The organism is Acidimicrobiales bacterium (genome assembly GCA_035546775.1).
Lineage (GTDB): Bacteria > Actinomycetota > Acidimicrobiia > Acidimicrobiales > JACCXE01 > JACCXE01.
The window spans coordinates 65,451-78,466 of the sequence record DASZWD010000057.1 but is presented as its reverse complement, the minus strand read 5'-3'; the positions used below and the strand labels follow the sequence as shown (position 1 = coordinate 78,466).

The 13,016-nt window shown below is 65.7% G+C and carries 10 protein-coding genes and 1 tRNA gene; 3 read left to right on the top strand and 8 right to left on the bottom strand.

All coding sequences use genetic code 11. The features are described from left to right. Window positions 1-322: 322 nt before the first annotated feature. The 3 genes from VHC63_14320 to VHC63_14310 all read right to left on the bottom strand — a co-directional run bounded on the left by VHC63_14320 (window position 323) and on the right by VHC63_14310 (window position 4,913). Window positions 323-547 carry a hypothetical protein gene (locus VHC63_14320; protein ID HVV37780.1) on the bottom strand — a complete coding sequence of 75 codons (225 nt, stop codon included), beginning with the start codon at window positions 545-547 and terminating at the stop codon, window positions 323-325. Window positions 548-2,148: 1,601 nt separating this feature from the next. Further along, the gene (locus tag VHC63_14315; GenBank protein HVV37779.1) at window positions 2,149-3,609 is read right to left on the bottom strand and encodes a hypothetical protein; all 1,461 of its coding nucleotides are present in this window, start codon (window positions 3,607-3,609) and stop codon (window positions 2,149-2,151) included. Then, a complete protein-coding gene (locus VHC63_14310; GenBank protein HVV37778.1) occupies window positions 3,609-4,913 on the bottom strand; it encodes a DUF4365 domain-containing protein in 1,305 nt (434 codons plus the stop codon). The genes VHC63_14315 and VHC63_14310 overlap by 1 nt, the downstream gene beginning before the upstream one ends. A 680-nt stretch (window positions 4,914-5,593) precedes the next feature. Here VHC63_14310 and VHC63_14305 point away from each other — a divergent pair. Further along, window positions 5,594-6,880 carry a Fic family protein gene (locus VHC63_14305; protein HVV37777.1) on the top strand — a complete coding sequence of 429 codons (1,287 nt, stop codon included), beginning with the start codon at window positions 5,594-5,596 and terminating at the stop codon, window positions 6,878-6,880. Between the two features lie 231 nt (window positions 6,881-7,111). Here VHC63_14305 and VHC63_14300 read toward each other — a convergent pair. Further along, window positions 7,112-7,184: transfer RNA gene (locus tag VHC63_14300), tRNA-Arg, on the bottom strand. A gap of 74 nt (window positions 7,185-7,258) precedes the next feature. Further along, window positions 7,259-7,684 (bottom strand): MarR family transcriptional regulator, encoded by a 426-nt coding sequence (locus VHC63_14295; protein ID HVV37776.1) that lies wholly within the window; start codon window positions 7,682-7,684, stop codon window positions 7,259-7,261. A gap of 8 nt (window positions 7,685-7,692) precedes the next feature. Between VHC63_14295 and VHC63_14290 the strand changes: the two genes are divergently transcribed. Then, on the top strand, window positions 7,693-8,064 hold the full coding sequence (locus VHC63_14290) for a VOC family protein (GenBank protein HVV37775.1): 372 nt from the start codon (window positions 7,693-7,695) through the stop codon (window positions 8,062-8,064). Between the two features lie 11 nt (window positions 8,065-8,075). Further along, window positions 8,076-8,918: a class I SAM-dependent methyltransferase gene (locus VHC63_14285; GenBank protein HVV37774.1), complete on the top strand. Its 843-nt coding sequence runs from the start codon at window positions 8,076-8,078 to the stop codon at window positions 8,916-8,918. Here the strand turns inward: VHC63_14285 and VHC63_14280 are convergent, their stop codons facing one another. From VHC63_14280 to VHC63_14270, 3 genes are read right to left on the bottom strand one after another with little or no spacing between them, the layout of a single operon-like run. After that, on the bottom strand, window positions 8,919-9,413 hold the full coding sequence (locus VHC63_14280; GenBank protein HVV37773.1) for an inorganic diphosphatase: 495 nt from the start codon (window positions 9,411-9,413) through the stop codon (window positions 8,919-8,921). After that, window positions 9,410-10,042, bottom strand: coding sequence for a methyltransferase domain-containing protein (locus tag VHC63_14275; GenBank protein ID HVV37772.1), 633 nt, complete (start codon window positions 10,040-10,042; stop codon window positions 9,410-9,412). Before VHC63_14275 ends, VHC63_14280 begins: the two co-directional genes overlap by 4 nt. Window positions 10,043-10,044: 2 nt before the next feature. Next, a complete protein-coding gene (locus VHC63_14270; GenBank protein HVV37771.1) occupies window positions 10,045-13,005 on the bottom strand; it encodes an alpha/beta fold hydrolase in 2,961 nt (986 codons plus the stop codon). Window positions 13,006-13,016 lie beyond the last annotated feature (11 nt).

Sequence of the window (13,016 nt, the reverse complement as noted above, 5' to 3'; positions counted from 1 at the left end):
TGGTCCACCAGATGGGGGCATGGCTACGTGGCGCGCTCGAAGGGATTCGAATCCCTAACCTTCTGATCCGTAGTCAGATTATGGAGGCGTCCGATGCGTCCACGGCTTCCACCACACGCTGGACCCGTGGACCAGTTGGCTCTACCGTCCATCGCGTCCATCGATTCACGGCGCCCAACTCGGGGACTTGCAGGGACTTACAGCCAGACCGTCTCGGCTGTCCAACGGCACCTCGGTGACCCGCCATCGACCTCATCTCAGTTGGTCGCTGTTGTGGACCACGGACGCGAGTGAATTGCGTCAACGCCGAACCGGATCACGGTCAGGAGGCGGCTACTCGGACCATGACTGTCACCTGTTTGTCGCACACGCCGCAGACTTGATCGGTCTCCCACCCATGGTCGAGATCCTTGCCCGGTCCGATGAAGATCAGGTCGCCGGTAGGGCAATCGCAGTGCGGGCAGGTGTAGTTGAGATCGATGAGGGACCCGGTCCCATCATCAGGGCCCACCTTCGACCACGTCGTCGCGTTGGTCATCTTCGCCATACGGTCCCCTACTTCAACGGCACGTCGCTGCCGCGCTCGGCGAGCGCTCCTACCGGTACCGCTTTGGGAGCCTGACGCTGATCCCCTTGGCTGGGCCCGGTGACTTCTTGACCCTCAGTAATTTGCCCGTGCTAGTGCAGAACACCACGAACAGGCCGGTGGCGAAGTCGAACAGCTGGAACCGGTCACGCACGGCTCCGGTCCGAGATCCATGACCTGTGTTCTTCGCCACGCAGACCTCCAGTTTGCGCTCCTGCACCATCAGCGTACGCCGCTGAGCGCGACGCCCGTCAGCTGAGGACATCCAGCAGAACCGCGCGGCGTCAAGATCGCGAACCTCTGAAGCGCATCTCGAAGCTGTCCTACGCCTTACAACTCTTCGACGCGCAATGCATCTCACCGGGAACCGGTCACATCGCCGAGAGCTTGGTTGGTCCATCGAGCGACTGGCCGAAGAGGTTGGACTGCACGGGCCTTATCCTGGCTCCGTTCAAATGGGCGAGCGCAACATCAGCGTGAAGAACATCGTCGTAGTCGCCTCGGCCCATCAGAGTGCTGCCCTACGGCTGATGAGAGACCTACTCCCCTTGAACGTAGCTTCGGACTCCGAGCAGTTCAGGGGCTAAGAACCACACTCCGGGATGCCGGGCGAACAGAGGCTTTGACGCGGAGGGGCGGGGATGTTCGGCGTGATCGGATCGGCGGTCGTCACAGTCGCAGAACCCGTGGTGTACGGATCACAGTCGAACGTGTGCCCACGCCCGCCTCGTCCGACGAAACGCAAGGAAGTAACTCTCGTCGGCGCTCCATCGCCAAGGGTGAGTTCAACACGCGTTGACACGGTTGCTGACGAGGCGGGCACATCAAGCTCTTTCGCGACACCGACTTGATTGTGCAGACGGACCACTTCGTTGTTCGTGTCGAACTGAACGTCGAGAGTGCCAGCTTCTGGATACCGGTTCAGCAAATCGAAGGTCGTCTCGTACCAAACGCCGAAGCGTTTCTCCACGTGCGTTATCACGGCGCGTACGAAGCAGTAGTCCGCTGGGAGCGAGGACACGGGCGAATCCGCAATTCCCCGCTCGTAGCAATCGCCGAGCCAATTGTCGCCGGTCGCGATGTCCCCAGGCCCATCGCGGTATCCGTCCCCGCAGCGTTGTAAGCGGCCGTACGCGCCGTAGCAGCCCGGACCGCCTGCTCGTATCCAGGGTTCGGTCGACTTGATACCTGGATCGTTGATCGGCAGTGGGCAACTCCGATCCGCATCAGTCCCGTTTGCTGCGCTCTGAGTCTCACGAGAGGAGTCGCACCCTGCTGCCGACAGTAAAAGTGCTGCAAGCGCGAGCGCGCACGCCTTCGCTAACCGGCCACGCTCTGTGCACACGAGCAATCCTGTCATTGGATGCAAGGTCCTGCTTCGAAAGTCACGTCGGGGCGATTCCGCCCGGCATGGAACTCGACCACACCTGGAATGCCAGGAACTGCATCACTATTCGGCAGCTGGAAGTCGGCTCCCGAAAGGAGAACGTCACCTTGTCAGCTCTCCGAGGAAGCGCCGAGTCCGTCACGCAGGCGCGGGCCGTCTACTGAATAGTCATCGCTCACATGTAGTGCGCGTAGCGCGGCGCGACGCGGTCATCTATCGCCACGTGCTTGAGAACGTTCGCTACCCGTGCCGAGGCTCGAAGCGTGATCGGAAGCCGGCCGTCGAGCTGGCTCTGATTCCAGTTCATCTTCGAGAGCGCCAGAATCTCCCTCGCCAGTTCTTCCACGGAGCGCTCGGCTACGGCGACCCGCAGTCCGATCGGGACCGGCACGTACATGCCCGGGTACAGCCGGTAGAAGTCGATCGTGCCGCGGGTGAACAGCGCGCCACGACGCTCTTCCAACTGAACGAAGGTCCCACGGGCCACGGCGTTGTCGCCGTTTCGAAACAGCCGTATGCGCTCGCTCGCTTGCACCCAGACAAGGTCGAGGTGTTCGATGCCGAGAGCATCGATGGCTGCCTCAAAACCGCGCACTTCTGCGTCATCAAACTCGGAGGTCTTATGAAGAACGACGCGAGCGGGAAAGTTGTGATGTGTCCTGCGATACACGGCCAAGGCGTCGCCGAGAAGGGATTGCGCATCGGCCCCGCTGAGATGAGGCTGGCGATCGTCCTTCCGGCGCGCGGCCGGTCCTCCGCGTACGACGACCCCGTCACCGCGATCGTTGAAAACTTGCGCAACGGAGGTGTGGACCGAGTCCCGCTCAGGCGTGTGAAAGAAGGACACACCGACGAAGAGAGTCGAGAGGTCCGTCGCTGCTCGCACGAGACGCCACGGCACTCCGCCCGCTTTGTAATAGAGAGCGGTGTGGATGTTCCACGCCCGCGTTGCCTCGTCTTGTAACTGACCTGGTGTTCCACGACGCCGTCCGGCTTTCCGAACCTTTGCGCGAGTTGGATCCCACGTCGATGACCGAATGAGCTGGAGGGGTGGCGTCGCGTGAAGCGTCTTTGCTTTGAGTAGATCGCGAAAGTCCACTCGTCGCGCGTCGACCTCCACGCTCGGGCCGTCGAGCGCGCCGTCCTCCGAGGCGGCTCCGGCATCCTCCTCTTCAAGCCCATCCGGTCGAGCGCAAAGGATCACGTCACAACGGTTCGTGGCTGCAAGGTCCGCAACCTCCGCGGCGTACAGGTCCACGACGTCAACGACTCCGAGAGCGCCAGGCCTCGAGGCGGCGCGCGCCAGGGTGCGGCTCGACAGCGTACGGGTGAGCGCTTCGTCGAATGTGAGGCGCGACCTGAAGGTCGTGTCGTTGTCAAACCCCGGAAAATCTCGAAAGAGACGCGATCCGCGGTCGCTCTGCTTCGCGGGGATTGGTTCGCGACAACTCTCGAGCCAGCGGCGCGCGCCATCGATGCCGTCAGCAGGGCCCACCACTCCGACTCGAATCTCGCTCGGTGCGGATTGGGTGCCGAGGTCGACTGGGCCATAGTCGGCGACGCCAAAGCGTGGATCGACGTGTTGGCTTCCGCCGGCGAACTCGACCGGGGGCTCATCGAACACGACCGCGCGCATCACGACGCCTCAAACAGAGCAGGAGCGTCTGAGGTTGGCGCCTTGTCGCTGTCCGACGAACGCCAAGACCGATCGTCGAGGCCATTGGCTACCTCGAACGCCTGGAGGTTTCCAAAGCTGAGCTCTGAGGCTTGGCCCGCCAAGAGCTCATTGGTTCCCCGGAAATAGTGAGCCCACATCTCGACAAGCGAACACACCGCCGAATTCTTCTCAAGGCGCTTCATTCCCTTCACGTAGTCGGCGCCCCACGGGAGGTCCTGGTAGCCGTTCGTCGTGAAGTGATACGTCGGGTTCAGTTCCAGAAACCACTGCCCATCCAGCCGCACGAACTGATGGTCCACTGCGTGATGCCGGAAGTGTTTGGCTTCGGAAACGGCGTGAGCGTGTGGGTAAGCGCGGAAGACAACTCGGCCCGACTTCGACTTGCCTGTCGACAGGTTGCGTGGCCGTAGGTCAGACGTCGGCCGGAAATAGAGGTAACGGCCCTTCGGATGCCGACGGAGCTCGCGGTGATGCATCTCGATCAGTGTCTGATTGAGGAGTCGAACGAAGTGCCTGTACACGTCAGAGGACTTGGTGAGTGCCCATTCGGCGGAGTCGATCTCCTCTGGCGGACCGTCGCTGATGAGTGGAAGTCCGTCGGCGGTACGGTCGAACGAGAAAACAGTTCCGTCGAGAACCATCCAGTTGACCGAGTGAACATGGTGGCGACGAAGGACTTCTCTGGCTTCGCGATTTCCGGGCACCGTCGATGGCGCCGCCCAAATCGTTTGAGGCAGACGGTCGACTGCCAGAAGGTTCGAGGTCAGCGTTTCACGCTTCCTCGGCGTCGGCACATAGAGACCACCCGAAGGCGGAATCGCCAGGTCGAGCAATCGCGCTGTCGCACTCGCGTCAAACCGGTCGCGTTGTTTGTCGATGTGGAGGCGGCGGCTCGCCCGCCGCATCGGGTCTCGCAACATGGCAGTGATCGAGGCCCACCATGCCTCGCCCGTTTTCGGATGCGAAAAGACAACGATCACTGGCACGTTGGCCTCTGCCCAGTAGGCGAGGTCGTCGCGGTCACAGTCGAAATGGAAGGACTGCTCGTCCTCGCCTGGGAAGCGCTCGCGCGCCTTGCTCTGGACAGCGATCACCCGGTTCAAAGGCCGTCGATCAGTCGGAGCGACGAGTTCGATCTCGCCGTCGATTCCGTGGTCCGTCCGGCGCGCATGCCAGATGAGTCCCATTGCCGTTACTCGCATGCTGATGAGGGCCATCCCGCCCTCGCCGCTTTGCGCCTGCTTGGTGTATCGCTTCGCCATTTGATCCTCGATTCGGCGACCTTACGGATGGGGTGTGACGCCGAATTCGGCGCCCGATTTCGACCATACGAAGGCAGTGCTCGCAACTGGTGGATCCGCGCGCTTCTCCAGAACGCGCGAGGTTTGCTCGCATGCGCGCTGAACGAACCACAGCGCGCGCGTGCATGAGGTGCTCGGGCATCCACCAACTGCGCGCGCTTTGGATCTACGTTCGCTCTATGGCAACGACTGGCTCAAAGAGGCGTGTAGCGACCGCTGTGCGGTTGCCCGCGGAACTCCACACCCGACTCCAGGAACATGCAGAGATGCGAGACGTGTCGGTTAACTGGCTCGTTACGCGGGCTGTCGAGCAGTTCTTGGCGGGCCTTCCCTCGCGTGAGCAGGTGGAAGCAACTCTGAAAGCGAGTTAAGACGCCATCTGACGGTCTCGGTACCGCGGACTTGTCCGTCCGGGTGTAACAAACTGTTCTGTTAGATGCCGCCTGGCGGATCAGCGCGAGGGGCCAGACTCCAGGTCTGAAACTCAGTCCCCCCGCTACCGAGGGGAATAGGCGCCTTTGAGTTTCGACTCTTGGTAGTCAAGGTTATGCGGTAAACTTGACTAACAAACCTTGTAAGGCAAGGTTTCCGAACTCAGAGTTTGGTCAAGGTTCTTCCGCAACCTTGACCAGGAGGCTCCATTGGCCAAGGTTGTTCCCGCCAACTGGGAAAGCAGAGTGGACAAAGGCCTGTCTCGTCGCGACCGCAAATCCTGCGACTACGAGGCCTACCTCCCGGACCCTCTGCGAAAGCGCTCCTACACGATCGAAGGCGACGTCGCAGCAGACATCTCAGATGCGGAAGCAGCGATCAGGCGGCTTAGCGAGTCCGCGAAAGCACTGGCTAACACTGAAGCGCTCGCCCGACTACTCCTGCGAGCAGAGGCGGTCGCGTCGTCGCGAATCGAGGGACTTGAGGTCGGAGGCAGACGACTTCTCAGGGCTGAGTTGGCTCACGATGTTGGCGACGACTCGAGAGACGTGACGTCAACCGAAGTACTCGGAAACATCACAGCGATGCGATGGGCGATCGAGACGCTCGCTCTCGAAACCTCCGTCGACGTCGAGGGAATCTGCGAGGTCCATCGCAGGCTCTTGGAGGGAACTCAGCACGAGCGCATCGGAGGACAGCCTCGAACGACACAAAATTGGATCGGTGGAAGCGACTACAACCCTTGTTCCGCAACCTTTGTGCCACCACCGCCGGACGACGTTCCTCGGCTGATGGACGATCTGTGCGCGTTCATTAACGAGGACGAATTGCCTGCCCTCGTCCAGGCAGCTCTCGTGCACGCGCAGTTCGAAACGATCCATCCCTTCGCCGACGGAAACGGCCGAACGGGACGTGCGCTGATTTACGTCGTATTGAAGAGGCGCGGGTTAATTGACCGGGCGACGCCACCGATTTCGCTGATCTTGGCGACGGAGGCCGCTCAATACATCGGCGGATTGACGGCCTATCGCTACCTCGGGGAGCCCCGGTCAGACGAGGCGCGCCAGGGACTCAACCGGTGGCTTGCAACCTTCGCATCAGCCGCTAGGAGGGCTGCTACCGAGGCTCTCTCATTCGAGACCCGCATTCGAGCAATCCAAGAGAGTTGGCGACAAACACTCGGCAGGGTTCGAGCGAACTCCGCGACGGATCGGCTTATAGGTGCTCTGCCTGGCGCTCCGATTGTTACGGTCACAAGCGCCGCGGCGCTGATCGATCGGACGACTCAAGCAACGAACGAAGCGTTCAAGGTTCTCATCGACGCTGGCATCATCGAACAGGTGAACATCGGCAAGAGTCGAAACCGGGCGTTCGAAGTTCCAAGCATCATCGAAGCATTCACCGACTTCGAACGCGGTCTCGCGAGCCCAACGGGCGACACAAAGTCGTCGCCTCCTAGTCGGACCGTCCCGGCGCGCCGCCGTAGAACTGGTTGACATTGCGGCGTCCTCGCTCCTCGATGCGACATCCGAGCCGCCTCAGAACCATGTTGACGGTTTGCCGGCGGTCCAAGGGGATCTCGCGGTTCAGGCACCAGACCTCGAACGTCGAGAAATGGCTTCATCTGGCAACGCGGGCCCACCTTGCATCGAGCGTCGATGAAATCCGATCGGTGACGTCGTCAGAACTTGTCGTCTGACCCTGGGCGATCGATTTGGCGGAGCCAGCGCGCTCGAAGGGATTCGAACCCCTAACCTTCTGATCCGTAGTCAGATGCTCTATCCGTTGAGCTACGAGCGCTGATTGTGCCTCTGACCTGCGGGTTTGCCGTCGGTCAAGGGCAGATCAAGGTAGCACATGGGGCATTCTGGGGCCTAAGACGAGACCTCCGTAAGCGCCCTACGCAGGGCTTTCAGCGCCTGCTCGACCGCGGGGCGATCCGCAGGCGGAACCGCGGCCAGCACCGCCGCCATGCGCTCGGCGCGGGCGGCGCGGCCGCGCTCCATCAGCCGGCGACCCTTCGGCGTGGCGCGCACGACCCACGAGCGGGCGTCCTCGGGATTGCGTCGCCGCGCGGCGAGGCCGCTGGCCTCGAGGCCGTCGACGATGCGCGACATCGTCGCCTGCGTCACCAGTTCGGCCGCCGCCAGCTGGCCCATGGTGCGGTCGCCGCCGAAGACGAGCACCGACAACGCGGACAGGCGCGCCGGCGGCACGCCGAGCTGCGCGTCGGCGACCCGGGCGTGGCGCGTCAGGTGGATCGACAGGCTATTGAGTTCGAGCGCCAACTTACTTAGCATTGCTAAGCATGTTGGTACAGGTTGCGCAGCATGTCGAGGATCGCGCCCGCGCCGTCGCGTTCTACCGCGACGTCGTGGGCTTGCCGTTGCTCGGTGAGTACGACCCGCCAGGGTTGTCGTTCTTCGGCCTCGGCGGCGGGACGCGCCTGCTGCTCGAGGGCCGCGGCTCGTCCGCGCTGCTCTACATCGGCGTCGACGACATCGCGGCGCGACGGGCCGCCATGGAGGCGGCCGGCGTCGCCTTCGTCGACGAGATCCATCGCATCCACGTGCACGAAGGCCAACTCGGCCAAGCGGCCGGCACCGAGGAGTGGATGACGTTCTTCCACGATTCGGAGGGCAACCTCGTCGCCCTGTGCGAGTTGCGGGCGCCGTCGTAGAGTCCGACGCGATGCCGACCGCCGACGAGATCCGCACCGCCCAGCGCGCCACGTGGGCGCGGCTGTCGGCGGGATGGGAGAAGTGGGACGCGGTGATCATGGACCAGATGGCGCCGGTGTCGGCCGCCATCGTCAACGGCCTGGCGGTCAGCGACGGCCAGCGCGTGCTCGACATCGCGTCGGGCACCGGCGAACCCGGCCTCACCATCGCGGCAGCCAACCCGAAAGCCACCGTCATACTCACCGACCTGTCGGCCGAGATGCTCGCGGTGGCGCAGCGCCGCGCCGACGCCGGCGGCATCGCCAACATCGCCACGCAGGTGTGCAGCGCGGATGACCTGCCTTTCGCCGACGAATCGTTCGACGCCGTGTCGGTGCGCTTCGGCTACATGTTCTTCCCCGACATGGCGCGCGCCACCGCCGAGTTCGTGCGCGTCCTCAGGCCCGGCGGGCGCCTGGCGGCATCGGTGTGGGTGAACGCGGCCGACAACCCGTGGACGTCGATCCTGATGCAAGCCATCGGCGCCGAAGTCGAGCTGTCGCCACCCGACCCCAACGGTCCCAACATGTACCGCTGCGCCGGCGACGGCTTCGTCAGCGCGCTGTTCCGCGACGCGGGCCTCCAAGACGTCGCCGAGACCGACGTCGCCGTCGACCTCGTCACCCGGTCAGCGGACGAGTACTGGGACGTGATGAGCGAGCACGTGTCGCTCGCGGTCGCCGCACTGGCCGAGGCCGACGACGCCACCCGCGCCCGCATGCGCGCCAACGCCATCGCGGCGGTGGCGCCTTACGCGCGCGACGGCGCGGTGCACGTCCCCGGCGCGGCGCGCTGCATCGTCGGTACGAAGTAGCTACGCCGTCGCCGAGCGGTAGCGCTCGCGGCACGATTCGATCTCGATCCACGCCGCGGCCGCACCCTCCCAGCCGCGCACGCTCGTCGACTTGCCCGGCTCGAGTTCCTTGTACACGTCGAAGAAGTGGCTGATCTCGTCGGTGAGAAACGGCGGCAGGCCTTCGAGGTCGGCGACGTCGTGCCAGCGCGGGTCGTGGGCCGGTACGCACAGGATCTTGGCGTCGGGGCCTTTGTCGTCGGTCATCCAGAACACGCCGACGGGCCGGGCGTTGACCCAGCAGCCCGGGAACGTCGGGTCGTCGAGCACGACCATGGCGTCGAGTGGGTCACCGTCTTCGGACAGCGTGTCGGGGATGAACCCGTAGTCGGCGGGATAGGCCGTCGCGGTGAAGAGCCGGCGGTCGAGGCGCATCACGTGGCGCTCGTGGTCGTACTCGTACTTGTTGCGTGACCCGCGGGGGATCTCGACCACGACGTCGATGGCTTCACTCACTCGGGGGACCGTACCCGCGCGTAGACGGCATACAGCGGGTCTCCCCGATCGGCCAGCGCCGTGCGGAGTTCCACGGTTGCCGGCGTGAACGCGCCCGACAACTCGAAGTAGCGCCGCACGATCTCGCAGTGCCCCTCGCTGTCGTTGGCCAGCCACCCCCGAATCGCCTTGGTCGGGAACAACCGGTTGGAGAACATGACCACGAACAACCCGTCGCGGCGCAGCACGCGGGCCACGTCGCGGAACACGGCCACGGGCTGCGTGAGGTAGTCGACAGACACGCAGCAAGTGGCGTGGTCGAACGACGCGTCGACGAAGGGCAACCGCGGGTCGGCGTTGAGGTCGTGCACGACCACCTCGTCCGCCATCGCGTTGGCCGACAGTTCGGCGGCGTTCATGCCGAGCACGGTGAGCCGCCGCGGCGCGGCGTGCGGACGGAAGTGCGAGATCCACGAACTCATCACGTCGAGCACGTCGGTGCCGCCGAGGCCGAGTTCGTCGTAGAGCGCGCCGACCGCGGCGATCGCACCGTCGTCGATGTGGGTGACCAAGCGCGGCTCGGCGTAGAACCGGGCGTCGGCGGACGGGTCGACGCGGTCGAAGAACCCGGCGGGGAACGCGTCGGCCACGCTCAGAACAGCGAGGGTGGGACGTCGAGGCCGAGGTCGGCGCGCCGGTCGTCGGTGATGGGCGCGTACGCCTGGGTCGCGGCGTCCCACGCGTAGGCGCAGTCGTTGGCCGGCACACCCGCGGCCCGCAGCGGTGCCGACACCGGCCGGTACCACGTCGTGAGCGGGATGGCGGCGACGACGCGCACCACCGCCGGCCGACTCGTCGGTGCGAGATCGCGCACCGCGTCGGACAACTCGTCGGCGCGGATCGCGAAGCCGGCTCGGGGCGCAACCGCAGCGACGACGACGGGCCCCTTCGACCCCTGCACCGCGTAGGCGACGGCGAGGTCGACCGCCGGCAGCGCCTCGAGGTCTTCGGCGATCGGGTACGACGCCACCGGCCCGTGGGGCGTGGCGATCAGGCCGCTGACGTGGTCGACGATCCAGTAGTCGCCGTCGCGATCGCGCCGGAACAGGTCGCCGGTGATGAGCCATTCGTCGTCTTTGGCGAACACGCCGCGCACCGGCGCCGCCAGCAGCCCGCCGCGGTCCTCGCGCGACGCCACCAGCAGCATGCCGACCTCGCCGCGCCCGCACGGGCGGGCGAACCCGTCCTCGCGCTCGACCAGCTTGCCCGCCGCGACGTCCCACGCCGCGATGCGCACCGGCGCGCTGCCCGGCAGCGGTCGGCCCTTGGCGCCGACCTTCTGCCCACCCAGGTTGACGAGGACCGCCTCGCCTTCGGTCGACGCGTAGAACTCGACGATCTTCGCCGGGTCGAAGCGGTCGAGGACGCGGCGCCACAAGCCCGTCGGCATGCCCGAGCCCATGAACAGGCGGATCGGGTGGTCGCGCTCGAAGGGGTCGACGGGCGCGTCGACGAGCACGCGGCACATCGCCCACGTGTAGGACACCACCGTGATGCCGTAGCGGCGCACCTCGTCCCAGAACGTCTCGGGCTCGAAGCTCGACGTGAGCGCCAGGCGCGCCCCACCGGCGATGGCGCCGCCGATCGACGTCAGCAGGCCCGAAGGATGGCTGATCGGCGTGACGCAGTAGACGGTGTCGGCGCCCGAGAGCGCGGCGGACGACGCGGTGCCGAACGCCGAGAGCGCCCAGCGCTTGTTGGTGATGCGGTTGACGCGCGTCTGTTCGCCTTCACCGGCGAAGAGCATGAACGCGAGATCGCGCCCGCGCCCCGGGTTGGGCGCGTACCACGCCGGCTCGGCGATGGCGTCGGGATCGATGCGCTCCATGTCGGTGAGTCCGAAGCCGAGTTCACGCGGCTCGCCGCCGCCACCGAGCACGAGGACCGGCGGCCCGATGGCCCTCGCCACGTCGGCTGACTCGGGGTCGGCAATGATGCGCGACACGTGGCCGAGTTCGGCCTCGCGCGCCGGTGAACCGTCGACGCGCATCAACACCGTCACCGCGCCGAGCCGGCTCAAGGCGGCGACGACCGCCAGCGCGCTCGGACGCGTCCCCATGAGCACGCCGACGTGTTCGCCCTGGCGCACGCCCACCGAGATCAGACCGCGCACGATGTTGTCGACGCGCCGCTTGGCGTCGCCGTAGGTATGGCCGCGGCCGTCGTAGAGAAAGAACACCTGGTCGGGCGCGCGCCGCGCCTGCTCGTCGAGGAGCAGGCCGAGCGAGATGCGCGTCTGGGGACGGATCGACTCGAGGCGGTTGATGCGGGGCAACTGGTCGATGGCGTCGCCCACGGCGCGGCGCAGCGCGTCGCCGCTGCGCACCGACGCGTCGAGGGTCGAGCGCGCGCCGGCGAGAGCGACGTCGGTGACGAGGTTGGCGGCGTGGCCGACACGGGTGAGCCAGTCGACACTGCCGGCGTCGTCGGACTCGCGCAGCGTCACGATCGACGCCGGTTGCTCGCCGAGGCCGTCGCGCCACTTCACCCACGACGCGACGGTCGGCCACGTCTCGTCCATCGCCTTGGACCCCACGACGAGGCCGAAGTGACCGGCGCGCATCGTGTGCTCCCAGATCTCGGCGCGCGGCGTCGCCCGGCGGATGGCGCGCACCGCCTTGGGAGCGGCGATCTCGTCGACCTCGCCGACGAAGCACAGCACCGGGCAGTCGATGTCGGCGAGGGTGACGAGGCGCCCGTCGATCACGAAGCCGCCCATGAGCATGCGGTTGTGGGCCACGAACTGGTCGAGCAACTCGGCGATCGCCGGGGCTGGATACGCCACCCAGCCGTCGGCTTCGAGGAAGCGCCGCTGGCCTTCGCGTTCGAGCAACGACTCGCGGTCGTGTAGTTGCCGGAGGAAGTCGACGCGGGAGCGGATCGCTTTCGCCGGGTCGAGCATCTGGAAACCGGTGCGCGTCACCCACGCCGGCACGCCGCTGCGGCCGAGCAGGCGCTCGGTGATCCCCGATACCGCGTTGATCACCTGCACCTCGGGCAAGGGAATCGGTGACGTCTCGCTGGTGTCGACCGGGCTGCCGAACGTGATGATGCTGGCGAGACCGGCAGTGCGGCGGTAGGCCGCCGCTTGGTAACAGAACATGCCGCCCTGCGAGTAGCCGGCGAGATGCACCGTGTCGTGTCCGGTTTGCTGGCGCACCTCGTCGACCGCGTCGCTCACGGCCAGCACGTGATCGGTCAGCGTCCGGTCGAGACCGCCCGCCTCTTTCTCGGGCGCACCGAAGTCGACGACCCACACGTCGACGCCGTCGTCCACGAGCTGCGCCACGGCGCTGGTGGCCGGGGCGACGTCGTACACCTCCGTCGACAGCATCAGCGGCGGCACCAGCACAAGGGCTGGGCGGGTCCCGTCGCCCACGCGTTCGGGGAAGTAGCGCCGCAGCCGATAGACCGGACGGGTGACCACGACGTCGTAGGGCGAGGGCTCCTCGCCGGTGTCCAAACCGCCGAAGCGGGCCACCTCGAGGGCGTTCTGCGCGGTGGCCCCCAACCGACTCAGCGCCTTGCCCCACGCACGGGGCCCGAGATCCACGCCGACATTGT

Bases quoted from the DNA above. Each gene is read 5' to 3' on its own strand.
- VHC63_14320 (HVV37780.1), bottom strand. From the start codon at position 547: ATGGCGAAGATGACCAACGCGACGACGTGGTCGAAGGTGGGCCCTGAT.
- VHC63_14315 (HVV37779.1), bottom strand. From the start codon at position 3,609: ATGCGCGCGGTCGTGTTCGATGAGCCCCCGGTCGAGTTCGCCGGCGGA.
- VHC63_14310 (HVV37778.1), bottom strand. From the start codon at position 4,913: ATGGCGAAGCGATACACCAAGCAGGCGCAAAGCGGCGAGGGCGGGATG.
- VHC63_14295 (HVV37776.1), bottom strand. From the start codon at position 7,684: ATGCTAAGTAAGTTGGCGCTCGAACTCAATAGCCTGTCGATCCACCTG.
- VHC63_14290 (HVV37775.1), top strand. From the start codon at position 7,693: ATGTTGGTACAGGTTGCGCAGCATGTCGAGGATCGCGCCCGCGCCGTC.
- VHC63_14285 (HVV37774.1), top strand. From the start codon at position 8,076: ATGCCGACCGCCGACGAGATCCGCACCGCCCAGCGCGCCACGTGGGCG.